The 26413-nt window shown below is 61.9% G+C and carries 23 protein-coding genes; 14 read left to right on the forward strand and 9 right to left on the reverse strand.

Annotated elements, in window-relative coordinates; translation table 11 throughout:
* Positions 1-277 precede the first annotated feature (277 nt).
* The 4 genes from AC1DWA_RS10995 to AC1DWA_RS11010 are packed head-to-tail and all read left to right on the forward strand — an operon-like array spanning position 278 to position 4648.
* On the forward strand, positions 278-1855 hold the full coding sequence (locus AC1DWA_RS10995; RefSeq protein WP_060937810.1) for an AMP-binding protein: 1578 nt from the start codon (positions 278-280) through the stop codon (positions 1853-1855).
* A gap of 19 nt (positions 1856-1874) precedes the next feature.
* Entirely contained in the window at positions 1875-2258 is a 384-nt protein-coding gene (locus AC1DWA_RS11000) for a Zn-ribbon domain-containing OB-fold protein (protein WP_020971157.1), read from the forward strand.
* Positions 2251-3381 (forward strand): thiolase family protein, encoded by a 1131-nt coding sequence (locus tag AC1DWA_RS11005; RefSeq protein ID WP_003942932.1) that lies wholly within the window; start codon positions 2251-2253, stop codon positions 3379-3381. Before AC1DWA_RS11000 ends, AC1DWA_RS11005 begins: the two co-directional genes overlap by 8 nt.
* Before the next feature lie 55 nt (positions 3382-3436).
* Positions 3437-4648: a PucR family transcriptional regulator gene (locus AC1DWA_RS11010; protein ID WP_021345888.1), complete on the forward strand. Its 1212-nt coding sequence runs from the start codon at positions 3437-3439 to the stop codon at positions 4646-4648.
* Here AC1DWA_RS11010 and AC1DWA_RS11015 read toward each other — a convergent pair whose 3' ends face one another.
* On the reverse strand, positions 4649-5476 hold the full coding sequence (locus AC1DWA_RS11015; RefSeq protein ID WP_477846028.1) for an SDR family oxidoreductase: 828 nt from the start codon (positions 5474-5476) through the stop codon (positions 4649-4651).
* 171 nt (positions 5477-5647) lie between these two features.
* Between AC1DWA_RS11015 and AC1DWA_RS11020 the strand changes: the two genes are divergently transcribed.
* On the forward strand, positions 5648-6880 hold the full coding sequence (locus tag AC1DWA_RS11020) for a PucR family transcriptional regulator (RefSeq protein ID WP_019745802.1): 1233 nt from the start codon (positions 5648-5650) through the stop codon (positions 6878-6880).
* Positions 6881-6884: 4 nt separating this feature from the next.
* On the opposite strand, the gene AC1DWA_RS11025 is transcribed toward AC1DWA_RS11020, so the two are convergent.
* A complete protein-coding gene (locus tag AC1DWA_RS11025) occupies positions 6885-7232 on the reverse strand; it encodes a hypothetical protein (protein WP_020909514.1) in 348 nt (115 codons plus the stop codon).
* A gap of 225 nt (positions 7233-7457) precedes the next feature.
* Here AC1DWA_RS11025 and AC1DWA_RS11030 point away from each other — a divergent pair, with 225 nt between their 5' ends.
* Together AC1DWA_RS11030 and AC1DWA_RS11035 are read left to right on the forward strand one after the other, a co-directional pair.
* On the forward strand, positions 7458-8543 hold the full coding sequence (locus AC1DWA_RS11030; protein ID WP_019745800.1) for a TerC family protein: 1086 nt from the start codon (positions 7458-7460) through the stop codon (positions 8541-8543).
* Between the two features lie 176 nt (positions 8544-8719).
* Entirely contained in the window at positions 8720-9649 is a 930-nt protein-coding gene (locus AC1DWA_RS11035) for an alpha/beta hydrolase (RefSeq protein WP_020971152.1), read from the forward strand.
* Here AC1DWA_RS11035 and AC1DWA_RS11040 read toward each other — a convergent pair.
* The 5 genes from AC1DWA_RS11040 to AC1DWA_RS11060 all read right to left on the reverse strand — a co-directional run bounded on the left by AC1DWA_RS11040 (position 9632) and on the right by AC1DWA_RS11060 (position 14785).
* Positions 9632-10303 (reverse strand): Dabb family protein, encoded by a 672-nt coding sequence (locus AC1DWA_RS11040; RefSeq protein ID WP_019745798.1) that lies wholly within the window; start codon positions 10301-10303, stop codon positions 9632-9634. The genes AC1DWA_RS11035 and AC1DWA_RS11040 overlap by 18 nt on opposite strands.
* Positions 10296-10643: a hypothetical protein gene (locus tag AC1DWA_RS11045; protein WP_019745797.1), complete on the reverse strand. Its 348-nt coding sequence runs from the start codon at positions 10641-10643 to the stop codon at positions 10296-10298. Before AC1DWA_RS11045 ends, AC1DWA_RS11040 begins: the two co-directional genes overlap by 8 nt.
* Positions 10644-10688: 45 nt before the next feature.
* Positions 10689-12206, reverse strand: coding sequence for an MFS transporter (locus tag AC1DWA_RS11050; protein WP_029537174.1), 1518 nt, complete (start codon positions 12204-12206; stop codon positions 10689-10691).
* 132 nt (positions 12207-12338) lie between these two features.
* Positions 12339-13802: a benzaldehyde dehydrogenase gene (locus AC1DWA_RS11055; RefSeq protein WP_477846029.1), complete on the reverse strand. Its 1464-nt coding sequence runs from the start codon at positions 13800-13802 to the stop codon at positions 12339-12341.
* 92 nt (positions 13803-13894) lie between these two features.
* Complete coding sequence (locus AC1DWA_RS11060; RefSeq protein WP_019745794.1) at positions 13895-14785, reverse strand: LysR family transcriptional regulator; 891 nt, start codon at positions 14783-14785, stop codon at positions 13895-13897.
* A gap of 123 nt (positions 14786-14908) precedes the next feature.
* On the opposite strand from AC1DWA_RS11060, the gene AC1DWA_RS11065 reads away from it, so the two are divergent.
* The 3 genes from AC1DWA_RS11065 to AC1DWA_RS11075 all read left to right on the forward strand — a co-directional run bounded on the left by AC1DWA_RS11065 (position 14909) and on the right by AC1DWA_RS11075 (position 18395).
* Positions 14909-16276 (forward strand): NAD(P)/FAD-dependent oxidoreductase, encoded by a 1368-nt coding sequence (locus AC1DWA_RS11065; protein ID WP_019745793.1) that lies wholly within the window; start codon positions 14909-14911, stop codon positions 16274-16276.
* A 79-nt stretch (positions 16277-16355) separates the two neighbouring features.
* A complete protein-coding gene (locus tag AC1DWA_RS11070; protein ID WP_019745792.1) occupies positions 16356-17108 on the forward strand; it encodes an IclR family transcriptional regulator in 753 nt (250 codons plus the stop codon).
* 99 nt (positions 17109-17207) lie between these two features.
* Positions 17208-18395 (forward strand): 4-hydroxybenzoate 3-monooxygenase, encoded by a 1188-nt coding sequence (locus AC1DWA_RS11075; RefSeq protein WP_477846030.1) that lies wholly within the window; start codon positions 17208-17210, stop codon positions 18393-18395.
* 124 nt (positions 18396-18519) lie between these two features.
* Here AC1DWA_RS11075 and AC1DWA_RS11080 read toward each other — a convergent pair whose 3' ends face one another.
* Both AC1DWA_RS11080 and AC1DWA_RS11085 read right to left on the reverse strand, forming a co-directional pair.
* Positions 18520-19842 carry a ClC family H(+)/Cl(-) exchange transporter gene (locus tag AC1DWA_RS11080; RefSeq protein ID WP_477846041.1) on the reverse strand — a complete coding sequence of 441 codons (1323 nt, stop codon included), beginning with the start codon at positions 19840-19842 and terminating at the stop codon, positions 18520-18522.
* A gap of 114 nt (positions 19843-19956) precedes the next feature.
* Entirely contained in the window at positions 19957-20577 is a 621-nt protein-coding gene (locus AC1DWA_RS11085; protein ID WP_020971145.1) for a LysE/ArgO family amino acid transporter, read from the reverse strand.
* Between the two features lie 75 nt (positions 20578-20652).
* Here AC1DWA_RS11085 and AC1DWA_RS11090 point away from each other — a divergent pair, with 75 nt between their 5' ends.
* The 4 genes from AC1DWA_RS11090 (at position 20653) to AC1DWA_RS11105 (ending at position 26406) form a co-directional block, all read left to right on the forward strand.
* The gene (locus tag AC1DWA_RS11090) at positions 20653-21546 is read left to right on the forward strand and encodes a LysR family transcriptional regulator ArgP (RefSeq protein ID WP_020909504.1); all 894 of its coding nucleotides are present in this window, start codon (positions 20653-20655) and stop codon (positions 21544-21546) included.
* Between the two features lie 132 nt (positions 21547-21678).
* Positions 21679-23151 (forward strand): class I adenylate-forming enzyme family protein, encoded by a 1473-nt coding sequence (locus AC1DWA_RS11095; protein WP_269576735.1) that lies wholly within the window; start codon positions 21679-21681, stop codon positions 23149-23151.
* 85 nt (positions 23152-23236) lie between these two features.
* On the forward strand, positions 23237-25084 hold the full coding sequence (locus AC1DWA_RS11100) for a DUF3556 domain-containing protein (protein ID WP_019745785.1): 1848 nt from the start codon (positions 23237-23239) through the stop codon (positions 25082-25084).
* Positions 25081-26406: a phytoene desaturase family protein gene (locus tag AC1DWA_RS11105; protein WP_477916638.1), complete on the forward strand. Its 1326-nt coding sequence runs from the start codon at positions 25081-25083 to the stop codon at positions 26404-26406. Before AC1DWA_RS11100 ends, AC1DWA_RS11105 begins: the two co-directional genes overlap by 4 nt.
* Positions 26407-26413: the final 7 nt, after the last annotated feature.

Below are 26413 nucleotides of genomic sequence, written 5' to 3' on the forward strand. Positions count from 1 at the left end.
TGTGCCTCAAGTCACATCGGTTAATCTAACGCAGTTCGGTTAAATGGTCAACGCATGCGCCTTCGGTAAACCTAATGGCGTATGGTTTAGTGTACGAGACGGGATGATTCTGCTGAGTCTGTTCGACTGTTAGCTCTATTCTGTTGTTGTGCAACAGTTTTGCAGTTGTCGATGGTTGACAGGTCGGCCGGGGGAGCTTACGTTTCGCCGAGATGTAAACAGTTACTGACAACTTCCTGGGACGCTGCGGCCCGCAGGAAGGAAGGAATGGTTTCCCATGGCCCTCTCCGATTTCTTCGACCAAGGGTGGAGCGTCGATCCCGCTGCCATCGCATATCGTCACGGCGACGTCGACTGGACGTTCGAAGAAGCAGGTTCGCTGTCCTGTCGTGTCGCGAACGCGTTGCTGCGAGACGGAATGAAGCCGGAAACGAAGATCGGCGTTCTCTCTCCCAATGATCCAGCGGCGTGGTTATGCGTCATCGCTGCCTGGCGTGCCGGTGGAACCTGGGTGCCTCTCAATCCGAACAGTCCGATCACGGACAGCATCGGATTCGTCAACCAGTTCGATTGCGAGATTCTCTTCTATCACCCTGCGCTTGCAGCAGCTGTAGACGAGATTCACGCTGCAGTCGGCGACCGCATCCAGTACATCCGCCTCGAAGGAGAAGCGGACGCCGCCGAGTGTGTTCGTGACTACGCCCGCGCTTTGACGGACTGGCTCGGCGATTCTCCGTCGACGCATCCGAGGGTCGACGTTCCGCAGGATTCCGTGGCGATGATTTCGCCGACCGGCGGTACGACAGGCGCTCCCAAGGGCGTGATGAACACCCACCGCAGCTTCTCGATGTGTGTTGCGCAGCTGATGCTTGCCATGCACTATCGCGCCGACGAGAAGGTGGTCAACCTCGCGGCTGCCCCCATGACGCACTCCGCCGGAATGCTGACCCTGCCGGCAACTGCCCGCGGCGGCGCCGTCGTCGTGTTGAAGCGGCCGGATCCGGAGACCCTGCTCGAGTCGATCGACCGATACAACGTCACCGACCTGTTCCTGCCTCCCACCGTGATCTACCGGTTGATCGAACATCCGGATCTGGCGAACTACGATCTCACGTCGCTGCGGTACTTCCTCTATGGTTCTGCCCCGATGTCGGCCGAGAAGCTGCGCAAGTGCTTGAAGGTTCTGGGTCCGGTGATGATCGAATGCTTCGGCCAGACGGAAGCTCCCGGCTCCATCAGTTTCCTGCGCCCCGAGCAGCACTTTGTCGACGGCGAGATCGCCGACGACGCCCGATTGCTGTCTTGTGGTCGGCCGTCGCCGTTGATCAGAGTCGAAATCCGCGACGACGAAGACAACGCGCTTCCGAGCGGTGAGCGTGGCGAAATCTGCGTACGCGGAGACCTGGTCATGAAGGGGTACTACAACAACCCCGAGGCGACCGGCGACACCATACGTGACGGTTGGCTTCACACCGGCGACATCGGATACCTCGACAACGAAGGGTTTCTGACGCTCACCGACCGCAAGAAAGACATGATCATCTCGGGCGGATTCAACGTCTTCCCAGCTGAGGTCGAGCAGGTGATCTGGTCGCACCCCGCTGTGCAGGACTGTGCCGTCATCGGCATTCCGGACCCGGAATGGGGCGAGGCCGTCACCGCTGTCGTCGAGCTCAACGAGGGCGCAGAAGTAGGTGCCGACGAGCTGATTGCTCTGTGCCGCAACAAGCTCGGAGGTGTTCGTAGTCCCAAGCGAATCGACTTCGTCGAACGACTCCCGCGCAGCGTCAACGGGAAGGTCCTCAAGAAGGATCTCCGAGAACTCTACTGGGCTGATCAGGCTCGACGAGTCTGAAGAACAGGACTGACGAATAATGCACCCTTCATTCGACGATGCCGCCCTGCGATGTGAAGGCACGAGCATCAGACTGCTGGCTTCGCAGTGCAGTCGGTGCGAGAACATCAGCTTCCCTTGCCGTGAGCGTTGCGCCAAGTGCTACGCCCCGGCGACCCAGATCGAACTGGCCGAGTCCGGTACCGTCTTATCGCATTGCACTGCAGCATTTCCGATTGCCGGAGCGCAACCTCCCGTGACCATCGCGCAGGTGCGTATCGGTGACGCCGACATCGAAATTCTGGGAGTCAGTGCCGATCCCGTTCGAATCGGTGATGTGGTTTCCGTTGTTCCCCGGAGTGCGGGCACGGAAGACTCACTGTTCACGACATACGGTTTCGAAAAGGAGTCGCGCGATGCGTGAGGTATACATCTCGGGCGTCGGAATGACGCCGTTCGTTTCCAAAACGACGACACCGCCACATGTTCAGGGTGGACAGGCGTTGAACGCGGCCCTCGGGGATTCCGGACTGGACTGGGCTGAAGTCGGCCTGCTCGTGGTCGGTGCCGTCGGTACCGGAATGTCGACCGCTCCGCTGGTTCTGCACGAAATGGCGTGGACCGGGATTCCTGCTGTTGCGGTAGAGAACGCATCAGCCACCGGCACAGCGGCTTTCGAGCAGGCCCGCGCTGCTGTGGCATCGGGGCAGGTGGAAACTGCCGCGGTGGTCGGAGTCGGAAGCCTAGGTGCTCTCTTGATGAGCCGCGCTGCCGAAGGGGAACGTGAACCGGACTTGATTTCTGTATCCGGCATGGCAGTTCCTGCTGTTCCGTTTGCGTTGATGAAGCAGGCCCGCATGCATCGACACGGCGAATCGGCCGACGCCAGCCTCCTGGTGGTGGAGAAGAACCTCTTCAATGCAAGCCGAAACCCCATGGCGCAGCGTAACAAAGCATTGACGATGGACGAGTTGAAAGCTGCACCGATGCTGGTGGATCCGCTCCGGCGCGTCGAATCCTGCCCGATCGGTGACGGCGCAGCGGCAGTCGTCATCACCAGCAGAAAACTCGCGAACGCCAGTCGGGCAGTCCGAGTGGCTGCCGCCGTAGCGGAGACAGACAAGTGGCACGGGGCTGCCGCGTTCATGCCTGATCTCGGTGTGACCAAGCGGGTCTCCGCCCGTGCCTACGAGCAAGCCGACATTCGCCCCGACAACGTCGACGTCGTAGAGGTTCACGAGGCTTTCAGCGTCGAAGAACTGCAGTACATCGAGGATCTCGGGTTGGCGGCGGAAGGGAAGGCGTCGTTCGCGATGGCAGACGGCGATTTCCACATCGGAGGCCGTGTCGCGGTCAGCCCCAGCGGTGGACTGATCGGCCGTGGGCATCCCGGTGGAGCGACCGGCCTGTCCCAGTTCGTCGAGATCACTCAGCAGATTCGTGGGCAGTCCGGGGTCCGTCAGCACGACGGTGCGCGGATCGGATTCGCGCAGATGATCGGAGCCGGCGGAGTGAGTTACGCGCACATCCTGGTCGGCGAAGACTAGCGGTTCCGGTACGACAGTCCCCCCGCCTTCGGAACGTGGTGGAAGAATGCGGGGGGTGAACGCAACCGGAGTACCCACAGAAGTGCTTTCCCGGGTAGCCGCGGCAGGGGCGGACGACGCCGGTGGCCTACCCGTCGAGTTGCTGGGTGATTTCCTGGACGTGCTCAGTGTCGCCGTATGCGAGGGGAAGCCGCTGCAGCGTCGTCAGCTGCATCGTTTCCGTGCCCGCGGTGAAGAAGCGGCGCAGCAGGGTGTCGCCCTGCGAGCCCTGCTCGATCTTTATCTCTCCTCGGCTTGGCGCCTGTGGCGTGAGCTCCCCGCTGTTATTGCGGCACAATCGGATCCGACTGCCGTCGTCTCGGCCGGCGAAGTCATGCTCCGCGCCGTCGACGATGCCGTCGCCGAACTGGCCGAAGGATTTCAGTTGGCCAGGCGTTCTCTGGTCCGCTCGCAGGTATCGGCACGCCGTGAGTTCGTCGACGACCTGTTGACCGGTGGAGCCGATGTCGTCGGATTGTTAGGTCGTGCTTCGGGATTCGGGCTCCATCTCAGCGGTCCGCATGCCGTCGCGGTCGTGACCGCGACGCGCGAGTTCACCGACGACAATCCCTTGGTGCGGGCCGTCGAACGTGCCGTGCTCGGCAGCAAGGGTGACGCCGACGCGTTGGTTGCCAGCAAGAGCGGCAAACTGGTCGTCGTTTTCGCGGCGCCGGACCGTGATGCCGTTGATCACGTGCTGGCGGGTATTCGGTCGGCTCTCGGACCGGGAACCGATGACGACGGGCGAGTTCAGTTGCAGCGGCGTGCTTTGGACGGCACCTGGCAGATCGCTGTCGGGCGCCCTCGCACCACCGCTTCGGGCGTCGTGGCGTCGTACCGGGAGGCGCTCGACGCACTGGACCTGGCGCAGCGCCTGTCGTTGACCGCACCGATCATCGATGCTCGTGACCTGCTGGTCTACCGCGTTCTGGTCAACGACAGGCCGGCGGTCACCGACCTGATCCACACCCTGCTCACGCCGCTGCTCGAGGCGCGCGGCGGCGCTGGGCCGATGATCGACACCCTGCTCGCGTACTTCTCCGCCGGCGGCAATACGGCAAAGACCGCCCGAGACCTGCACTTGTCGGTCCGGGCGGTCACGTACCGCTTGGACCGTATCCGTGAACTCACCGGCCAGAACGTCAACGACCCCAACGACAGCTTCGCGCTCCACGCTGCCGTGTTGGGCGCGAAGTTGCTCGACTGGCCGGCCACGGAGCTGGCCTGATCAGCTGGTGCGCGCCCGTTCCTCGTAGGCAGCACGGGCCGCGGTGTCGACGTCGCCGAGAAACTGCGTCTCGACGCCGAACAGTCGGCTCAATGCCTCGTAAGGCCGTCGGGGCACGAAACCCTGTGCCTGGACAAGCAGTCCGGACACTCGCGTAATGCGCACGCGTGGTCGAGGTTTGGTGATCAAGCCGACGATTGCTTCGGCGATTTCCTCCGGCTGAACCTCACGGAAACCCTTCATTCCCGAAGTCCCGGAAGTGAGTTGGGTGTTGGTGAGCGTCGGCAGTACGGACGAGACGTTCACTCCGGTGCCACGAACTTCCTTGCGGACAGAATCGGTGAAGCCCAACACCGCATGCTTGGCGCCGCAGTACGTCGACAGACCGGGGCACGGGAGTTCGCCGGCAAGCGAAGCGATGTTGATGACGTGTCCACGTCCGCGTGGAAGCATCCGTCGCAGTGTGAGTTTGGTTCCCGTGATCACGCCGAGGACGTCGATCTCGATGATGCGTCTGGTCACGGTGTCGTCCTCGTCGACGATCCGTCCGACCGGCATGATGCCCGCATTGTTGACCAGTACGTCGATCGGGCCGAGTTCACCTTCGACGGTGTCGAGGAAGTCGAAGAACGACGCGGGGTCGGTGACGTCGAGACGCCCGAACGTACGGATGCCCAAATCTTTTGCAGCCTGCGCGAGAGTGGCTTCGTCGATGTCGCCGATCGCGACCCTCGCGCCCAGGCTGATGAGCCGTTTCGCGGTGGCGTATCCGATGCCCCTGGCGCCACCGGTGATGACCACTACCTGACCGTCGAAAGGCTTGTTCATATCGCGAGCGTCTCCAAAAACTAGAGGGATGGGATTGCAGTGACGTAAATCTGCAGCGACGTGAAACTGCAGTGAGATGTGATTGTGGACCAGTTGAAGTTGGGTAGATAGGCCTTGTTGGCCGAACCAAGGCGATAGATTTATGACTAAGTCACAATTCGGGGAGGCGCCATGGAAACATCGGAGTTGGACGGCTGGATTGCGAATCTCGCACCCATCTATCTCCAGCCGGAGGTGATCGACGGTTTCGTCCAACGCATCGACGACGCCATTGCCGAGGCCAATCCCGAGGTAGCGGCTGATCGGGAGCTACGACGCGATGTGGATGCGAGCACCGCGGCGCAGCTCCGCGTCATCGTGGCGGCGATCGCGGGCGGTTCCCAAGAGGTCACGCCGCCGGCGGAGTCGGTTGCGCTTGCACTCACCGTCGCTCGGCGCGGTATGGATCTTCGGGTCCTGCTCAAGATCTACGGCGCCGGACGCCTCGCGATGCTGGGTTTCGTCGACGAGTCGATAGAGGCACTCCCGATCGGTCCGGAACTCAAACGCGCACTTCTCGTTCGAGTGTGGGGTTCGGCGATGAGATGGCTGGAAGTGACCACCGAATTGTTGGTCGCGACGTACGCGAAGGAGCGGGAGAGCTTGGCGCGCGGCGCTTTTGCGCGTCGGTCCGAGACGGTGCACGCGATTGTCGCGGGCGAAGCCCTTCACTCCGACGAAGCGTCCCGGATCCTGGACTATCCGATGCGGCGCCACCACACGGCGTTTGTTCTCTGGACGGACGACACCGACCCGGCTGCAGACGTATTGGCGCGGTTGGACTCGTACGCCCGTACCTTTGTGGACGAGTCCAATGGCGAGCGTGTTCTGACTTTGCCTTCGGGCGCGCGTGAGCTGTGGTCGTGGGTCGCGCATTTCGACGGCCAGGAGTGGGCGTCACATGTTGATGCCCGGCATTCGGATCTTCGCGTTGCAGTGGGAGCGAGCGGTTACGGAATGGAAGGATTCGCTCGCAGTCATCGCGAGGCGCTCGCCGCGCAGCGCGTGGCGGTCCGTTCCGGGGGCTCGCCGGGTATCACCGTCTACGAGGATGTTCAGGTTCCCTGTCTGCTCACCGAAGATCTGGGCGAACTGCGTGAGTTGGTGGCTCGGGAACTGAAAGGCCTGGCCGGCGCGGACGGCGTCACGACGCGCATCCGTGACACCGTCCGGGTCTACTACGAGAACAACTGCACCGCGGCCGCTACTGCCGCAGCCCTCGGCCTGCACAAGAACACCGTGCGGTATCGACTCGATCAGGCCGAAAAGCTACTGGGTCGCAGCGTCGACCAGCGTCGGCTGCCGACGGAGTTGGCCCTCATCGCACTGGAGAGCTACGGAGCCACCATCGCGCCGGCGCCGTGATTCGCTACTGCATGTCATCGAGTCCGGGGAGCGAGTAGCCGGAGTTGTCATCCCAATCTGCGGGGGTGTCGTCGAGTGAAACGTCCCAGTCGGCGTCGGGCACCGCTCGCCGGAGTTCGGTCAGTGCGTTGAACCAGTAGACGAGTGACGGAATCACCTCGGTCGGATCGCTCGAGATCTTGGTCGAGCCGTTGAGCAGAGTGTTGGGGATATCCGACGGGTAGAGGTCCAGGACCTCGTAGTCGAACGGAAATTCGTCGTTGTGGACGGCGATGAGTCGGTCGACTTCGGCCTTCTCGTCGTCGGTCAGCGGTGTGGAGCGGACGGCGGAGTAGTACAACGAGGTGCTCATGTTTGCCAGGCTAGAACAAGTTGCCTTCCAACGGCGGTTTCGGATGCAACACCTTTTGATTGCATGATCTCGGCAACTTTAGATACAAAAGTCGTCGATATTTCGACAGGGATGGATAGAAGTCGGCAAGGAACACTGGAGAAGACGGCGAGACGGCCGTCCGAACCCAGTGAAGGAGCTCCCCGTGACCGCAGTCATCAGTGCCATTCGGGTAGGTGGTCAGCGATGAACGTTCCCATGTGGGCGTGGGCCGCGTTCGCCGCAGTCATCGTCGTCATGTTGCTCATCGACTTGCTCGCCCACCGCGGCGCGCATGTCATCGGCTTCAAGGAAGCGGCCTGGTGGAGTGCACTCTGGGTCGGTTTGTCTCTCGTGTTCGCGGTGGTTGTCACCCTGACCTTGGGGGTGAACTCGGGCGTCGAATTCACAACAGCCTGGCTGTTGGAGAAGAGCCTCTCGGTCGACAACCTCTTCGTGTTCGCCCTGATCTTCGGTTACTTCAAGGTGCCCCGTGAGTACCAGCACCGTGTGCTGTTCTTCGGTGTCATCGGCGCCCTGATCTTCCGCGGAATCTTCCTCGCTGCCGGCGTTGCCGTGGTCAGCAAGTTCACGGCCGTCCTGTTCGTCTTCGCCGCCATCCTGCTCTACAGCGCTTACAAGCTGCTCAAGGACGACGACGAGAGCTTCGATCCGGGTACGTCGCTGGCAGTTCGCCTGCTGCGCAAGATCATGCCGGTTCGCGAGGAATACGCGGGAACCAAGTTCTTCGTCAAGGAAGCCGGAAAGCGCGTCGCAACACCGCTGTTCGCCGTCGTCGTCGCCATCGAAGCCGCCGACCTCGTGTTCGCAGTCGACAGCGTCCCGGCAGTCCTGGCAGTGAGCGACGACCCGTTCATCGTGTACTCCAGTAACGCGTTTGCGATCCTGGGTCTGCGTGCCCTGTACTTCCTGCTCTCGGGTCTGCTCGAGAAGTTCCACTACCTCTCCAAGGGTCTGTCGATCATCCTCGCCTTCATCGGCGTGAAGCTGATCATGCAGGCCAGCCACAAGGTGATCAGCACGTCGATCCCCGAGATCCCCTCGCTGGTCAGCCTCGCGGTGATCATCGTGGTCTTGGCAGGCTCGATCATCCTGAGCCTCAAGAAACCGCTACCGCAAGAGCCTGAGGCCGAAGAGGTTGCGTCCGGTGATGCACCGGTCGACCTCGAGAAGACAGGCCCGAATGGGGGCGTCGAGTCTTCCGACATCGCGCTTGCTGCCGGCGAGCACGACGACGATGACGACAAGGTGGATGCTCGCAGTAGGAGCTGACGCCTGATCGGCTGAACCGAATCGAAAAGGGAGACCACACAACGAGGTGTGGTCTCCCTTTTCGTTTCTCACGACTTCTCGTAACCAAACAGACCACTGATCGGGAAGGTGTGTTCTCACTCGGCCGCGCGCGATCTACCTTGGCGGATGCCCGACGTCCGAGATCAGGAGTGCACATGACAATTCACGCGGAAGTCATCACCATGCTGGCCACGCTCAACGCCGCATTTCCGGATGTCACCAGCTTCGAGCCGTCGGAGTTGCGCGCTCTGCTTCGGAATCGACGCGCCCCGTTGGAGCGGCTTCCCGATTTGCGTACGGTCGAAGATCTCGCAATCGAGGGCCCCGGTGGAGATCTGGCGATCCGCGTCTACCGCCCGCACACTTCCTCCGACGCCGGACCGCTGGTCGTCTTCGCTCATGGCGGAGGCTTCGTGTTCTGTGACCTGGACAGCCATGACGAATTCTGCCGGTCCATGGCGGAAGGGGTTGGCGCCGTCGTCGTCTCCGTCGATTATCGTCTGGCCCCTGAGTACCCCGCGCCGGCAGCACACGACGACGTCTACGCCGCATTGGAGTGGGCGACGAAACACGCGGCACAGTACGGCGCAGACCCGAGCAAGATAGTCCTTGCCGGCGACAGCGCGGGCGGCAATCTTGCTGCGACAGTAGCCATCGCCGCTCGCGATCGTGGGGGGCCGGCGGTTGCGGCGCAGGTTCTCATCTATCCGGTGATCGACGACGATTTCGACACCGAGTCCTACCGTCTCTACGGTACCGACCACTACAACACGACCACGGCCATGAAGTGGTACTGGGACCAATATGCTCCCGAACGCCGAGATGACGTGCGGGTGATACCCACTCGGACAGAGTCGTTCGCCGATCTTCCCGCGGCTGTTGTCGTGACAGCCGAGCTGGATCCGCCGTGCTCGTCCGGTGACGAGTACGCGAAACTGCTTGCCTCGGCCGGCGTCCCCGTGCAGCATCATCGCTTCGACGGGTTGTTTCACGGGTTCCTCACTATTCCGTCATTGTCGCTCACAGAGCCGGCACGCCAGAAAGTTTGGGCGATGATCCGCGAGGTATCAGCCGCCGCTCGATAGGATCTCGTCGCCCAGTTCGCCGAAGGTATGGCAGATTCTTTCCCGCACAATGACTTCGGTGCATTCGGGATCGAACCATCGATCAACGACGCTCCAGTGGATCGGATGATCGAGGTATTGGGTCTGCAGTGATTCGAGGTCGGTGAACTCCTGCTCCCACACATGGGTCCACGGCGCTTCGTCACGTGCAGGTGTTGCGCCGGTCGCCGCACTCACCCGACTGAGTCGCCAGGCAGCGATCGAGGAGATATGCCCGGGCATCTTCAGCAAGTCGCTTTCGAAGCGTTCGATTTCGTCCTCGGAGGTAGTGGGTTCAACGCGAATCAGCAACGCTCGATACACCCCGTTCGGGCCCGTGGCGCGCGAGCGACCCTCGGTTCCGGAAACGTACTCGGCGCCGTGAAAGCGTTCGATGGCATCGTGGTGAAGTTCTGCGTCGACGGAATCGCTAACGGCTCGCCACGCGGCTTCATTCGCGAACTGAAGATAAACGATCAGATCTCCGCCGTTGATGGCGCCGGGCAGAGTAGCGGTGACGAGATGGCGAACTGCGCCCGACGATTCTGCCACTGCCGCAATGGTGTTCACCGCATTCGCCCAACCGTCCGAGTCCGTGCTGTCGGCAGCAAAAACAACCCTCGTGACGTTATACATCGGCCAGTGCCTCGACGTCGTCGGCAGCAGCCGCCATGGTGCGGCTACGTTCGCAGATGAGTGGTTCCATGGCATCCCACCACTGCCGAAGCGTGGTGTCGCCGCGACTCAGACGAGTCATTGCCCACCAACCGGAGGCTCCGTCGACGGTCCACGTGATAGTCACGACGTTGGGTTCGTACTCGGACCACAACGGCGGACTGACAAGTATGTTGTCGAGGGTCAGGCTGCGTCGCCGGGCGTTCGGCAGGTAGCCGGCACGCCATTCGTCGACGAACTTCTGCCCGCATCCGGGATTCGTGACGATCCGGTCGATCACGTAGAGAGTCTCACCTGCCATGTGCGCAGGCTACGTTCCGTCTAAGTCTCTGCGGTACTACCGATCTCACGCAGCGGGAGGTTGTTCGGAAGCGGAAGGGGAGCGTGCCGGTCGGAGCCCCAGCCACCCCACCAGTCCCACCAGAACGAAGGCAACGCCCGCGGTCGCGAACGTGACGGTGAAGGCAGATTCGCTTGGCATCGCCGGAACCCCTTCGGGGAGGTTCGCGATTGTCATCGACGCCAGAATCGTTGTCACTACTGCGCTGCCGATGGCGCTGCCGGTGGAACGTGAGATCGAGTTGATGCCGTTGGCGATGCCGCTCTGATGATGCGGGACGTTGGACATGATGATGGCGGGCATGGCTGCATAGCCGAGGCTCAGGGCGGCGCCGATCACCATGCCCGCACCGATGACCGACGCGGTGTGGGTGTGGTCGAACGCGAGCCACGCAAACGGCACCGCGCCCAGGATCGCAGTGAGTCCCAGAACGAATCGCGGCCCACGCAGCCTGATGAGACGACCGCCGATCGGGGCGGCGATCAGCGAAACTATCGCGCCAGGCAGCAGGAATTCGACCGACGCACGCAGAATGCTCGCGTCGAAGCCGTATCCGGTGAGATCGCGGGGAAGTTGTGCGAGATACGAGATCCCGAGGAAGTTCGCGAACATGCCGAAGCCCACCACGACGCCGGCAAGATTTGCCATCATCACCGGGCGGTGGACGAACATCCGCATGTCGACAAGCGGTTCGTCGACGATCTTCTCGATCCATACCCAGACTGCGAACATCACGATCGAGCCCACGAAAACACCGACGGTCAAGGGCGACAACCACCCCCATTGGTGGCCTTGAGAAATCGCCAGAAGAAGCAGAAGTAGTGCCGCCCCCAGACTCAGCGCACCGATGAGGTCCACGCGCCCACCGCTTTTGTGCGTGGTGGGCGGGACCAGCGTGGCGACGGCAATCAAGGCCAGCACGGCGAATCCGGTGGCCATCCAGAAGGCGTTGCGGTAGTCGGCATCCGGAGCCGATGTGAGCAGACCGGTGGCCACGAGGGCGAGACCACTGCCGAATGCAAGAGTTCCGCTGACCAGGGCCATGGCGCCGGGAAGCTTCTGTGGTCGTATCTCTTCGCGCAAGACAGAGAGTGCGAGCGGGAAGATCGCGGTGGCTGTTCCCTGGAGGACACGGCCGAGGATCAGCAGTGGCAGATTGTGCGCCAACGCCGCGACAATCGAACCGATCACCATGACGACGAGGACGCCGACCAAGGTGCGCTTCTTGCCGTGCTGATCGCCGTAGCGTCCCAGCAGGGGAGTGAAGACGGCAGCGGAAAGCAGGGTCGCCGTCGTCACCCAACTGACGCCGGCGGACGAGGCTCCGAGGTCGGACTGAATCCGTCCCAGGATCGGAACCGGCAGCGTCTGCATCATCGAGACGATCATCGCTGCCAGGCTCAAAGCGCCGATGATCACGGCCTCCCGGCGCGGCGATCTTGCTACGGACTGGTCCGGGGAATCGGTGGCAGTTGGCGTAGCGCTGGGGCTCGCGGCACTGCTCGTCGTAACTGTGTTCGTCAACGGGTCCTTCTCGGGAACAACAAGAGAAAATGCTTAATGTGGCGAAGTAATTTTCTCTGGATGGTAAGTCCGCGAGATCGATCCCGTCAATGCTGGTCAGCGACCGAGTGGGACATGCCCTGTGAATTCGTTCTAGAAGGGGTAGACCGGGAGTGCACTTTGCGCCGTCACCCATTGCGTTTCCGTGAAGGCATCGAGGTTTGCACCGATACCGCCGACACGGCCGCCGTTACCCGAAGACGCCATGCCGCCGAACGGGATGACGGCTTCGTCGCCGACCGTCTGATCGTTGATGTGGACCAGGCCGGTGGGAATCTGTTGGGCGAGTTCGAGTCCGCGCATCGCGTCGGAGGTCAGAATGCCCAGCGACAACCCGTACTCGGAATCGTTGGCTATGGCGACGGCTTGTTCGACGGTGGCGAAGGGGGTCACCGGTGCGACCGGCCCGAAGACCTCGTCGGCGAAGGCCGGCGCGGCGAGTGGGGTGTCGGCCAGCACGGTGGGCCGGTAGAAGAGATCCTCGTAGGTGCCGCCGGCAGCCAGTTTTGCTCCGGCCGCGATGCTTCCGGTGACCAGAGAGTGGATGTGGTCGCGTTGTTTGGCGTCGATGATGGGTCCGAGTGCGACCTGACCGGTGAACGGGTCGCCTACCGGAAGCTTGTCGGCGTGTTCGGCAAGGAGTGCGGTGTAGTCGGCGGCGATACTTTCGTGGACCAGTTGGCGGCCGGTGGTCATGCAGATCTGTCCCTGGTGCATGAACGATCCGAAAGCGCCGACAGATGCGGCCTTTTCGAGGTCGACGTCATCCATGACGATCAGCGCATTGTTGCCGCCGAGTTCAAGATGAGCGCGCTTGAGATAGCGGCCCGCCAGTTCGCCGACCGCGCGTCCGGCTCGGGTCGACCCGGTGAATGCGATGACGCGAACGCTCGGATGAACCACGATTGCCTCACCGGCGTCAGCGCCGCCCGGCAGCATGCTGAACACTCCGGCGGGCAAGCCTGCTTCTTCGAAGATGCGAGCGAGAACCACACCGCCGCAGATCGCCGTGCGCGGGTCAGGCTTGAGAATCACCGAATTGCCCAGCGCCAGTGCGGGAGCGACTGCACGGATCGACAAAATGATGGGGAAGTTGAACGGCGCGATGACGCCGACGGTTCCGACGGGTACGCGACGAGAGAAGCTCAGCCGAGGTTGCTCCGAGCGCAGAACCTCTCCGACAGGGTGTGCGGCCAAAGCTGCTGCGTTGTAGCACTCTTCGGCAGCAGTATGGGTTTCCAGCCCGGCCTTGGCTGGGATGCTGCCGGCCTCGCGGATTACCCATTCGCCGATTTCGTCGGCGTACTGCTCGAACAGTTGACCGGCGCGGCGTAGAACGGCGGCTCGTTCAGTGTATGGTCTTGCCGCCCAATCCTTCTGAGCTGCAGTAGCTTTTGTTGCAGCGGCTGCCACGTCGTCGGGTGTTGCCATGCCGACCGTCGTCAACTGCTTGCCGGTGGCCGGCTCGACGACAATACGATCGTCGGCGCTACCGCGAACCCATTCGCCGTCGAAGATCTTCGATTCCCACACAGGGTCGCTCAGCAAACGCGTCATGGCTGCTCCTCGGTAAAGGGATGCAACCGCGCGCCGCATCACATGGTTGCCCACCACGTTGCTCTGTGAGGGGGTCGATCGCCATCACACTTTCACTCAGTGAAAGACGGATTCATGGCGTCCTTGAGTGCTTGGATCAGATCGGCGAACTCGGCGGAGTGGGTAGCGCCGCTGCGGGTCACTCCCGAGACGGGAATGCGCAAGCGGCCGTGCGATTCTCGCATGAAGCTGATTCCGGCGCGTGGAGATTCGCCTGCGGTGATCGAATAGAGCAGGGTCCAGGCGCGCGGGTTGGTGATCACGTCCAGCGTGGCTGTGTGATCGCTCGGAATTGCGGGGCCCAGTTGGACGCGTCGATCGATCTCGCGGAATGCGTCCTCGACGACTTTGTGAATGAGCACCTGACTTTGGCGCGGCGGCAGGAGCAGGGGATATGCGGCCAGATCATTGAGGTCGACGCTTTGCTGGCCGGCTAGGGGGTGTCGGCTCGACATGACGACCAGCAGATCTTCGACGCCGAGGTCCAAGGGTTCGAGTCCGGGGCGGTCGACGCCGCCGCGAATCAGGGCGATGTCCGCGTCACCGGAGGCCACAGCATCCATGCGGTGGGCAAAGCTCTTGATGACGAACTCGACGTCCAGGTCCGGATGAAGTTCGCGCACGTGTGCGATGGCGTCCAGCGTCTGAGCGGCAAAGCTCATGTTTCCCGTGATTCGGATCCGGGCTCTCGGGTCTCGTGCGACGGAGTACGCCATCGTTTCGAGACTGAGGACTTGCTGCGCGATGGGAACCAGTCGCGATCCTGCCGGGGCCAGGCGAACCGCCCGGGTCGAGCGCTCGAAGAGTGTCGCCCCGAGCTCCTTCTCCAGCCGTGCGACCTGATGGCTGATCGCCGACTGCGAGATGAAGCAGCGTTCGGCGGCGCGACTGAAGCTCAGTTCCTCGCTCACGACGAGAAAGTACTTGAGTTGGCGGAAGTCCATGAGGACAGCTTACTTATGAGCAATCGAGATAACAGTCTTGCGAATACTCCAGCTAGCTGGACCCGACCCATGATCAGTCCATACCGTAATAGTCATACTTTCAATTTGGTTGAGGAGTTCGTTGTGGATAGAACAGCTGCGGGTCGCGCCGACATCGACGCGACTGGACACGAGAAGACTCAGGTTGTGATCGTCGGTTCGGGATTCGGAGCCCTCGCCGCGGCCAAGACCCTCGCGAAGTCCAAGACGCCGTTCGTTCTCATCTCCGCCACCACCGAGCACCTCTTCCAGCCGCTGCTCTACCAGGTGGCGACGGGTGTCCTGTCGGCCGGCGAAGTTGCTCCGCCCATCCGCACGATCCTGCAGAAGTACCCCAACGCCGACGTCCGCCTCGGCCGCGTCGTCGAGGTCAACGCCGAAGAGAACACCGTCGTCTACGAAGCCTCGGGCACCCGCCACACGCTCGGGTACCGCTCGCTCATCGCAGCCACCGGTGCCACGCAGGCGTACTTCGGTCATGACGAGTTCGAAAAGGTCACCTACAAGCTCAAGACCGTCGAGGACGCCGAGGTACTGCGTAAGCAGATCCTGCGTTGCTTCGAGGAAGCGCACACCACCAACGACGCGCTGGTTCGCCGTAACCTGCTGAGCTTCGTTGTCGTGGGTGCCGGCGCGACCGGCGTCGAGCTCGCCGGACAGATCAAGGAACTGGCGCGTCGCTACTTTGCGAAGGCCATCAACAACATCAGTGCCGACGAGGTCACGGTCACCATGGTCGAGGGCGCCGGCGTTGCGCTTCCGGCCTTCGGCGGCAAGCTCAGTGAGTACACGCAGGCCTCGCTCGAGAAGTCGGGTGTCGAGGTAGTCCTCAACACCATGGTCACCGCCATCGACGAGCACGGTGTCACCGTTTCTTCGGCAAAGACCAAGGAAGAGAAGCGCATCGACGCCGAGACCGTCATCTGGTCGGCCGGTGTACGCGCCAACGACTTCGCCGCAGTGCTCGGAGAGGCAACCGGTTGTGAGAGTGACCGCGCAGGTCGTCTGCTCATCAATCCGGACTTGACCGTCGGCGGGTTCGCCAACGTCTTTGCCATCGGCGACATGACTTCGCTCAACGGTCTGCCCGGTCAGTCGCCCGTTGCGATGCAGGGTGGCCGTCACGCCGCGAAGACTGTGAACGGAAAGGTCAAGGCCGGAACGCCTTTCAAGTACTTCGACAAGGGCAGCATGTCGATCATCAGCCGATTCAGCGCTGTATGTCGCGTCCGCAAGGTCGAGTTCAAGGGCACGATCGCCTGGTTCATGTGGCTGGCCGTGCACGTGATGTATCTGGTGGGCTTCCGCAACCGGTACGTCGCTGTGATGTCGTGGTTCGGTTCGTTCATCGGTCACCGTCGTCCGCACTTCCACTACGCGCAGGAACCGATGAAGATCGAGGCCGCGCCGCCGGTGACCGAACGCGAACCGGAATTGGCGCACTCCGCGTAGCTCCGCACCGCCTGAACACGTTTCGCCTGATGCCAGTCACAGTGGATTCTTAGTGGCACTGCCCTGTCACACTGTGTGAATGGCATCAGGCGACCGTTCGTTGATCGGCCGGGCATTTATCGTGCTCGGTGCCTTCGACGCGAAATCGCCGCGGTTGACGCAGTCGGAGATCAGTCGTCGCAGCGGTTTACCTCTGCCCACCGTTCATCGGCTGTGTGGGCAGTTGGTGGCTGAGGGCGCACTCGAGCGTCGGAGTGACGGCAAGTACCAGGTCGGAGTGCGGTTGTGGGAGATCGGCGCTCTTGCTCCCGGCGCTCACGGCCTGCGGCAGGTGGCGTTGCCGTTCCTCGAGGACCTGTACGAGGTCACCCGGGAGAATGTGCAGTTGGTCGTTCGTGAGGGTACCGAGGCGCTGTACCTCGAGCGCTTGTCCTCGCGTAGTGCTGTCACCGTTGTCGGTCGGGCCGGGGGAAGATTGCCGTTGCACGCGTCCAGCGGTGGATTGATTCTCCTCGCGCACGGCGGAACCGAGCTTCTCGACGACGTCCTCCAGGCCGGTCTCGAGTCGTTCACTCCCAAAACCATTACGTCCGAGCGGATTTTGCGAGCAACTCTCGACGAGATCAGACGCACCGGATTTGTCGTCTGCCGTGAGTATCTGAACGTCGGAACCCTTGCCGTCGCCGCTCCGGTCCGCGAAGCCGGCGGCAATGTCGTCGCAGCGGTCTCGACAGTTGTTCCGGTGGAGCAGGATCCGGCTCCATTACTGCCGGCCTTGGTCGCGGCCGCCCGTGGAATTTCACGCGGGCTTGGTGGCGGCGGACTTGGATAGCTCGTATTCGGTCTTTCACTGAGTGAAATTACAGCTGTTCAGGGGAGTGATCGTGGTCGATGGTGGTCTCAATCGTCACTCACCTCAGGAGTTCTCTGTATGTCTTCTTCGCGCACCCAGGTCGGAATCGTCGGTGGTGGTCCCGCCGGGTTGATGCTCTCGCATCTGTTGCATCTGAAGGGAATCGATTCGGTAGTCCTGGAATGTCGCACCCGTGAAGAGGTAGAAGGCACCATTCGTGCCGGCGTGCTCGAACAGAACACGGTTGATCTCATGGTCGAGACCGGACTCGGTGATCGACTGAAGCGGGAGGGCCTCGAACATCACGGAATCGAGCTGCGATTCGGCGGGCGAGGGCACCGAATTGCGTTCGACGAATCGACCGACGGGCGCGCCGTCACGGTGTATCCGCAGCACGAGGTGCTCAAGGATCTGATCGCGCGACGTCTCGCTGACGGCGGGGACATTCGGTTCGGAGTGTCCGACGCGAAAGTGCACGATCACGAATCGGATCGCCCGAGCATCACTTTTGTCGACTCGGACGGAAACGACCAGAAGCTCGAGTGCGCCCTGGTGGCCGGTTGCGACGGATCACGTACGCAAACGCGAAAGCTGATTCCCGAACCGTCGATCCGAACGGATCATTTCCGCCAGTATCCCTTCGCGTGGTTCGGCATCCTGGCCGAGGCTCCGCCGTCATCGGAAGAATTGATCTACGCCAACCATGAGCGTGGGTTTGCACTGATCAGCACGCGGACCCCCGAGGTGCAGCGTCATTATCTTCAGGTCGATCCGGACGACTCCGTGGACAACTGGTCCGACGATAGAATCTGGGACGAGCTGCACATGCGCGTCGACGGCGACGGAGCAGAGATCAAGGACGGCAGGATCTTTCAGAAATCGATCCTTCAGTTCCGCAGCTTCGTATGCGAACCGATGCAGCACGGCAACCTGTTTCTTGCCGGCGATGCGGCGCACACCGTGCCGCCGACCGGTGCGAAGGGAATGAATCTCGCGATCGCCGACGTTTACGCTCTGGCGAAGGCAATGGACAGTTTCTTCACCTCGTCCGACCGAAAGATGTTGGACGGGTACACCGAAACGGTGCTGCCGCGTGTGTGGCGGACGCAGCACTTCTCGTGGTGGATGTCGTCGATGCTCCATCGCTTGCCAGGCGACAGCGGTTTCGGGCATCGCCGTCAACTGGCCGAGTTGGACATGGTCACGCGTTCGGTCGCCGGACGAACGCTGATCGCCGAGAACTACGTCGGAACGCCCTTGATCTAGAGAGCTGTCGCAGATTTTGCGGTGCGTAAATCAGTGGAGCGGGGTGCCTTGATGGTGTACCAGTTGCCATCCGATCGGGGCGCGGCGCCACAGGGATGTGCGCCGCGCACGATGTCGATCGTGATCATCGCAGAGGTGGGTGTCGAGTTTCCAACATCCGTTCTCGGAGACTGTCGTAGATAGGTGCCGACCCTGCCGCGGTGGCGACGAATACCGCTGCCGCAGTGGCAGCGAGCATCGGGACGAGCGTCGACGTCACCGCTGTCATCTCGACCACGATCACGATGCCGGTGAACGGTGCGCGCACTACAGCGCCGAAGAAGGCAGCCATGCCGATGGTGGCCATGGTGACCGTGAGCCCGGCGTCCACTCCGGGCACGAAGCTCGACAGTCCGGTGAAGATCGACCCCCAGAGTGCGCCGAGTGCGAGTAAGGGAGCGAACAGTCCGCCGGGAGTTCCAGCGGCATACGAGAGCGGGCCAGTGAAGAACCGAACCGCCAAGTACAGCAGCAGGATCGGCAGTACGAAGGTCCTTCCGCCGACGATCATCTGTGCAAGAACGTCGCCGCCCCCACTGGCCAGCGGGTCGAGGAACAGCGCCAGGCCGATGGTGGCGCCGATCGTTGCGCCGATGACAGTCGGCGGGATCCTGTCGAGTCGTGCAACGGCGTCGAGTAGACCCAGAATCAAGCGGTTGTAGGCGATACCGAGTAGCCCCGTGAGGATTCCGAAGACGACAAACAGTGGCAAGAGTGCGAGTTGAGGCGTCGGGACGGTGCCGACCTCGAAATCGGGTTGGTCACCGATGACAAGTCGTGCACAGCCCACCGCGACCGAAACACCGAAAAGTGTTGGCAGCACGGTGCGCAGCCGAAATGAGTGCGTCACCTCCTCGCAGACGAACAGTGCCCCGGCGATCGGCGCGTTGAACGCGACGGCGAGTCCTGCTCCGGCCGTGGATGTTTGCAGCATGGCGACGTCCGGTTCGGCAAGGCGGGCCCGCCGTCCCGCTTCTGCCCCGATCGCCGCACCCATGTGTACGGTGGGGCCCTCGCGGCCGAGAACCAGACCGGAGCCGATCGCCAAGAGGCCGCCGATGAATCTGGCAGGCACGAGATTGATTCCCGGCGGTTTCGCTTCGCCGCGGGACACCGCCTCGACGTGCTGGATGCCGCTTCCCTTTGCGAGGGGGACTCGTCTGACGATCAGTACGGCCAGCACGGTGCACAAGGCCACCAGGACGACCGGCACGAGCCACCCGACGTACGGAACGTGATGCGCCCAGTTCACGATCGTCCGACGGAGTTCGTCGGCCCTGATCAGACACCAACGGAACGCGCCGCCGACAAATCCGACCCCGACGCCGGCGACCGCAGCGAGAAGGCACAGCAAACTCAGTCCGCGGTTGGAGTCACGCGGTTCGGTGCCGCCGTCGTCCTCGGTCATCGTGATCAGCCCTACCTGATGGTCACAACTCGCGACAGGTGAATTGAGCTTGCTCACCTTGGACGGTAACCCATCCCGATACCCGCAGTGTCGGATCGAGGTTGTGCAGCCGAGTCACAATTCGACAAGCAGGCTGATTCCGAGAACCGCCATCATCACGGCGATCAGAGCGTCGAGAATCCGCCAGGCGTTGGGTTTCGCAAAAAGCGGCGTCAGCAGACGTGCGCCGTAACCGAGGGCGCTGAACCAGACCACACTCGCGGTGATGGCACCGGCCGCAAACCACCAACGTCCGATTTCGCCGCGACCGTTGGCAATTGAACCCATGAGCACCACGGTATCGAGGTAAACGTGTGGATTGAGCCAGGTGAGAGCCAATGCCATCGTGACGGCGGCCAGCCTCGAACCGTTGCCGTGCTGATCCGGCGCCAGCGTCTGGGGTCGAAGCGCCCGCTTGGCGGCGAAGATTGCATAGCTGAGGAGGAAGACCGCACCGGCGATACGAACGAACGTGATCAGCGACGGTGCGTGTTCGAGGAGGGTCCCGATTCCGCTGATGCCTGCAAGGATCAGAATTGCGTCTGACAACGCGCACACTGCGACGATCGGGAGTACGTGCGATCGCGTCAGACCTTGGCGAAGAACAAACGCATTCTGGGCGCCGATTGCGACGATCAATGACAGTCCGACTCCGAAACCGACGAGGGCCGACGCAGGGTCGTTGGTGCTGAGCATGTTGTCGAGCCTGCCGCTCAGATTTCATTCAGTCCAGCTAATGATTCTTAGGACGCATAAGAGTAGCTTCAGATTATGTTGGATTTCGAGCAACTGAGGGCATTGCACGCTGCGGTCGACGAGGGAACCTTCGAGGCGGCGGCGCGGAAGTTACACATCACGCCTTCGGCGGTCAGCCAACGAATCAAAGCTCTCGAGACCTCGGTTGGCCGGATCCTGGTGCAGCGCACCAAACCCATCCAGGTCACCGATTCCGGGAGAGAAGTCCTGCGTCTTGCCCGTCAGATAGACGCACTGTCGCGTGACACCGTGCGAGAACTCGGTTTGGAAAACGGTTCGAACACCTTCGCCCGCGTCTCGATCGCGGTCAATGCCGATTCGCTGTCCACTTGGGTTCTCGGGGCCCTCGCGGAGTTCACGCAAGAAGTCAGTTTCGATTTTCATCTCGACGATCAAGACCACACCACCGAACTGCTGCGCGACGGTTCGGTCATGGCTGCCGTCACGTCGGTTGCGTCACCGATTCAAGGGTGTACCTCCAGTCGGTTGGGCATCATGCGGTATCGGCCGATGGCGAGCGCAGAGTTCTGCCGTCGCTGGTTCGCAGATGGTGTCACGGCCGAATCTCTTTCGGAGGCACCGCTGGTGGTGTTCAATCGCAAGGATCTGCTGCAGGATCGGTACCTCGATCAAAAGGTCGGCCACCCGGCAGATCCGCCTCGCCATCTTGTTCCGTCATCGGCAGACTTCGCGGACGCCGTCAGGCGGGGATACGGGTGGGGGTTGATACCGGACCTGCAGTGCGGCGAAGACGATCGCGGCGGGGTGTTGATCGGATTCGATCCGGACTTCGTGGACGACGTTCCGCTGTACTGGCAGCAGTGGAAACTGTCGTCACCCGTCTTGCGCCGGATCTCCGAAGTGGTGACCCGACGCGCTCACGAGGTGTTGCATCAGCCCTCGATCTGATGTTCGCCGCCCTTGCGGCGTTGTGCTCAGGGAACAAAGAACCTGGATAAGTTGATCCCCTGAGACCGTTTCTTCGGCCGCAGGACGCCGATAGTGTTTTGAGTCACACACGAATGAAAGGTGCTGACTCTCGTGGCGGACATCGGATATCTGGCTTGGGATCTTGCGGAGAAGTACGGGAAGAAGCCGTGCCTGCGGGACGACCACGTCGAACTCACGTATGAAGAGTTCGCAGATCGTACGGAAGCTGTTGCCGCGCAATTGGCCGGACTCGGAATCGGACTCGGTGACGTGGTGGCGATCATGCTGCCCAATCGCGCCGAGTTGCTGATCGCGATCATGGCTGCCTGGCGCATCGGTGCTGCAGCTACGCCCATCAATCCGATGTTCACCGCGAACGAAGCGGATTACCAGATCGCGGACTCCGGGGCCGAGTTGGTCATCACCGCCTCTGCCGATGCGCCCTCGGGTGGCCGTGCGGTGTTGGTCGTCGACGATCTGGCGACAGTGCCGCCGACCGATCCCCGACCCGGAATCGATGTTGCAGCAGACGATCTGGCGTTGCTCATCTACACCAGCGGCTCCACTGGACGGCCCAAGGGAGTGATGCTCACGCATTCCAACCTGCAGTTCATGGCTTCGTCGATGGGCAAGAACATCGGTGTTACCGGCGCGGATCACTGCCTGCTGATTCTGCCGTTGTTCCATGTCAACGCGATCTGCGTCAGCGTCCTGACGCCCTTGCTTGTCGGCGGACAGGTGAGTGTCACCGGGAAGTTCTCGGTTTCGAGATTCTTCGACGACGTTGCGCGGCTTCGCCCCACGTATTTCTCGGCGGTGCCGGCAATCTACGCGATGCTGACCTCGCAGCCGGAAGACGCCTCGATCAACACGTCGTCCTTGAGGTTTGCGGTGTGCGGTGCGGCGCCGATCAGCAAGGAACTCCTCGAACGCGCGGAGCAGCGTTTCGGTTTCGTGATCGTGGAGGGTTACGGACTCACCGAGGGGACCTGTGCGTCGGCCTGTAATCCTGTGGAGGGCCTGCGCAAACTCGGTACGGTCGGCCCGGCGTTGCCCGGCCAGCAGATTGCCATTCTTGCCGAGGACGGAACCTTTGCTCCCGTCGGAACTGCCGGAGAGGTGGTCATCAAGGGCGGCAACGTGATGCGTGGCTATCTGGGCAAGCCGGAGGAGACCGCGAAGACCGTCAAGGATGGTTGGTTGCATACCGGCGACGTCGGGGTCCTCGACGAAGACGGCTACCTGACCCTGGTCGATCGCATCAAGGACATGATCATCCGTGGGGGCGAGAACATCTACCCCAAGGAGATCGAAAATTCGCTCGCCACACATCCTTCCGTGCTCGAGGCCGCCGTCATCGGCGCTCCGCACCAGGTCTACGGAGAGGTGCCAGTTGCCTATGTCGTTGCCTACCCCGACGCGCCCGTCACCGAAGGCGAACTGCTCGAACATGTCACGGCCTTGCTCACCCGAGTAAAGGTGCCAGTGGCGATCTACGTCGTCGATACGCTTCCCCGAAACCCGGTGGGCAAGATCGACAAACCCGGAATGAGACGAGCTCTGAGCGCAACTCCCGCTCACTAGTCCCTTCCCCGTAATACCAGCACAATTCGACGACGTGCGTCGAGTCGATCCGTCATGCCCACATTCCGTATTTCAGGAGCACATCATGGGATTCAAAGAAGGAAACTTCCCTCCCGTCGATCCGGCAACCTTCATGGACAAGCCGTTTCTCGAGCGTCTGCGTGACATGTCCACGCACTGGGTGGATTACGGCTTCGGTACACCGAAGATGGTCCACACCGTCTACATCATGAAACTGTTGTTCCTATACCTGGCAGCTGGAACAGCCGTTGCCACTTTGACTTCCGGCCTCTCGTGGTTCGACATCGGATCATGGTGGAACCAGCCGATCGTCTACCAGAAACTCATCATCTGGACCATGATGCTCGAAATCCTGGGCCTGGCAGGGTCTTGGGGTCCATTGGCCGGCCACTTCAAACCGATGACCGGTGGAGTTCTCTACTGGATCCGCCCCGGCACGATTCGCCTTCCACCGTGGCCGGGCAAGGTGCCGCTCACCTCGGGTGACACCCGCACGGTGTTCGACGTCTTCATCTACGTCGCCGTAGTCGCCAATCTTCTTGTTGCCGCGGTTCTTCCCGGCGTTCACACCGCAGGAATCGATTCGGCAATCGCCGACAATGCCGGACTGGTACGCCCGACGGTCTTGTACTCCTTCCTCGTGCTCATGGTGATTCTCGGGTTGCGAGACAAGGTGCCCTTCATCGCTGCCCGTAGTGAGCAGTACCTGCCGGCGATCTTCTTCTTCACGTTCCTGCCCTTCGTCGACATGATTCTGGCGCTCAAACTGCTGATCGTCATGGTGTGGATCGGTGCCGGTGTCTCGAAGTTCGGCCGTCACTTCTCGCTGGTGGTCCCCCCGATGCTCAGCAATACGCCGTGGATCCCGTCGAAGAAGATCAAGCGTGCGCACTACCGGAATTTCCCGGAGGATCTGCGGCCCTCGCACCTCGGCGGCGGGGTCGCACACGTGGCCGGAACGATGGTCGAAATCGTCACCCCGTTGATACTGCTGTTCTCGACGAACAAGACACTCACCATCCTCGCCGTGATCCTCATGGTCGGATTCCATCTCTTCATCGCGTCGACCTTCCCGCTGGCCGTTCCGCTGGAATGGAATCTTCTGTTCGCTTACGCCTCGGTCTTCCTGTTCCTGGGCTTCCCGGCGTGGGACGGCTACGGCCTCGGCGCCATGTCTTCACCGTGGATCACAGCGGGAATTATTGCAGCCCTTGCCTTCTTCCCCATTCTCGGAAACCTTCGACCCGATCTGGTGTCGTTCCTGCCGTCGATGCGTCAGTACGCCGGCAACTGGGCATCTGCGACGTGGGCATTCGCGCCGGGCGCCGAAGCAAAGATCGACCAGTACATCAAGCGTCCGTCGCCGGATACGCGTAATCAGTTGATGACGATGTACCCCGAAGATGTGTCCGATGTCGTTCTGCATCAGCTGTTGGGTTGGCGTTCCATGCACAGCCAGGGGCGTGCACTGTTCTCACTGATGATCAGGCACCTCGGCGACGACATCAACACGTACTCGCTGCGGGAAGCCGAGTTCATGTGCAACTCCATCGTCGCCTTCAACTTCGGTGACGGGCACCTGCACGACGCGAAGTTGATCGCTGCCATTCAGCGTCGCTGCAATTTCGCGCCCGGCGAGTTCCTGGTGACCTGGATCGAATCGCAGCCCATCCACAAGGGAACGCAGGAGTACCAGGTGATCGACGCCGCTCTCGGCGTCATCGAACGGGGTACTTTCAAGGTCGCCGACGCAGTTGCCGAACAACCGTGGTTGCCGAACGGGCCCATTCCGTTCGACGTTCAGTGGACACTGGACGTACGGGCCGACCGCGCGGCAACAGATCCGCAGGTTGTCTCCGAGCCGAAGATGCGTACGAGGGCCAGCGGTAGCGAGCAAGAGGTGAGTAAGTGACAAACGCCGTAGTCGTCGGCAGCGGGCCCAATGGGCTCGCTCACGATCACTGCTCGGCGTTTCACCCGATGGGTATCGGCTCGCCGTACCTGTCAAAGCTGGACCTCGAGCGATACGGGCTGATCTGGAGATGGGCAGAGGTGGACTGCGCGCATCCGCTCGACAACGGGGACGCCGGTGTTCTGTACCGCTCGCTGGAGCAGACGGCGGCGGGACTCGGCGCGGACGGACCTCGATGGCAACGCATGTTCGGTGACTTGTCGACGGGATTCGATGCATTGGCGTCCGACCTGATGCGCCCGATCGTCAATGTCCCGCGGCATCCGCTGCGGCTCGCAGCTTTCGGTCCGCGAGCGCTGCTTCCGGCAACCGTGACCGCGAAGTTGTGGAAGACCGACAAAGGGAAGGCGCTGTTCGGCGGGGTTGCCGCGCACGCCTTCTATCCACTCAACCGTCCGGCCACCTCGGCGGTGGGATTGATGATCACTGCTGCTGGTCACCGCTACGGTTGGCCGGTTGCCGAGGGAGGTTCGCGTTCGATCACCGACGCCATGGCCGCGATGCTCCTCGATCACGGCGGCAAGATCGACACCGGCATTCGGGTTCGCACGGCCTCCGAGATTCCGGACGCCGATGTTGTTCTGCTGGATGTCAATCCGGGGGGTGCGCTCGAAATCCTGGGCGATCGACTCCCGGGCCGAGTGGCGAGAGCCTATCGAAAGTTCAAGCAGGCTCCCGGAGCGTTCAAGGTCGATTTCGCGATCGAAGGTCATGTGCCGTGGACCAATCCGGATTGCGCTCGGGCCGGAACTGTCCATCTGGCAGGTGGTTTCGACGAAATCGTGGCCGCTGAGCGTGAGACGAATTCAGGCCGCATGCCGGACCGGCCGTTCGTGCTCCTCGGTCAGCAATACCTGGCTGATTCCACCCGATCCGCCGGGAACGTTCATCCGCTGTACGCCTATGCGCACGTGCCACACGGATATGCCGGCGACGCTACGGAGGCGATCATTCGTCAGATCGAGAGGTTTGCGCCAGGATTCCGGGATCAGATCGTCGCGACATCGAGCAGTGGTACAGCTGACCTGGCACAAGACAATCCGAATCAGGTAGGCGGCGACATCATCGGAGGTGCCAACACCGAACTGCAGGTTGTCTTGCGTCCGCGCGTCGCAGTCGATCCGTACAGCACGGGGATCGCGGGCACTTACCTGTGCTCGGCCTCGACCCCGCCGGGTGCCGGAGCACATGGAATGTGCGGGTACAACGCGGCCGAATCGGCTCTGAAGTACCTGCGACGAAAGGGTGCGGAAGTTCTGTGAGTAGTCC

This window comes from Rhodococcus sp. P4_F3_2 (assembly GCF_056401335.1).

Excerpts from the sequence above, each read along its gene's own strand:
- AC1DWA_RS10995 (WP_060937810.1), top strand. The coding sequence starts at position 278 with ATGGCCCTCTCCGATTTCTTCGACCAAGGGTGGAGCGTCGATCCCGCT.
- AC1DWA_RS11000 (WP_020971157.1), top strand. The coding sequence starts at position 1,875 with ATGCACCCTTCATTCGACGATGCCGCCCTGCGATGTGAAGGCACGAGC.
- AC1DWA_RS11005 (WP_003942932.1), top strand. The coding sequence starts at position 2,251 with ATGCGTGAGGTATACATCTCGGGCGTCGGAATGACGCCGTTCGTTTCC.
- AC1DWA_RS11015 (WP_477846028.1), bottom strand. The coding sequence starts at position 5,476 with ATGAACAAGCCTTTCGACGGTCAGGTAGTGGTCATCACCGGTGGCGCC.
- AC1DWA_RS11020 (WP_019745802.1), top strand. The coding sequence starts at position 5,648 with ATGGAAACATCGGAGTTGGACGGCTGGATTGCGAATCTCGCACCCATC.
- AC1DWA_RS11025 (WP_020909514.1), bottom strand. The coding sequence starts at position 7,232 with ATGAGCACCTCGTTGTACTACTCCGCCGTCCGCTCCACACCGCTGACC.
- AC1DWA_RS11030 (WP_019745800.1), top strand. The coding sequence starts at position 7,458 with ATGAACGTTCCCATGTGGGCGTGGGCCGCGTTCGCCGCAGTCATCGTC.
- AC1DWA_RS11035 (WP_020971152.1), top strand. The coding sequence starts at position 8,720 with ATGACAATTCACGCGGAAGTCATCACCATGCTGGCCACGCTCAACGCC.
- AC1DWA_RS11040 (WP_019745798.1), bottom strand. The coding sequence starts at position 10,303 with ATGTATAACGTCACGAGGGTTGTTTTTGCTGCCGACAGCACGGACTCG.
- AC1DWA_RS11045 (WP_019745797.1), bottom strand. The coding sequence starts at position 10,643 with ATGGCAGGTGAGACTCTCTACGTGATCGACCGGATCGTCACGAATCCC.
- AC1DWA_RS11055 (WP_477846029.1), bottom strand. The coding sequence starts at position 13,802 with ATGACGCGTTTGCTGAGCGACCCTGTGTGGGAATCGAAGATCTTCGAC.
- AC1DWA_RS11060 (WP_019745794.1), bottom strand. The coding sequence starts at position 14,785 with ATGGACTTCCGCCAACTCAAGTACTTTCTCGTCGTGAGCGAGGAACTG.
- AC1DWA_RS11070 (WP_019745792.1), top strand. The coding sequence starts at position 16,356 with ATGGCATCAGGCGACCGTTCGTTGATCGGCCGGGCATTTATCGTGCTC.
- AC1DWA_RS11075 (WP_477846030.1), top strand. The coding sequence starts at position 17,208 with ATGTCTTCTTCGCGCACCCAGGTCGGAATCGTCGGTGGTGGTCCCGCC.
- AC1DWA_RS11080 (WP_477846041.1), bottom strand. The coding sequence starts at position 19,842 with ATGACCGAGGACGACGGCGGCACCGAACCGCGTGACTCCAACCGCGGA.
- AC1DWA_RS11085 (WP_020971145.1), bottom strand. The coding sequence starts at position 20,577 with ATGCTCAGCACCAACGACCCTGCGTCGGCCCTCGTCGGTTTCGGAGTC.
- AC1DWA_RS11090 (WP_020909504.1), top strand. The coding sequence starts at position 20,653 with ATGTTGGATTTCGAGCAACTGAGGGCATTGCACGCTGCGGTCGACGAG.
- AC1DWA_RS11100 (WP_019745785.1), top strand. The coding sequence starts at position 23,237 with ATGGGATTCAAAGAAGGAAACTTCCCTCCCGTCGATCCGGCAACCTTC.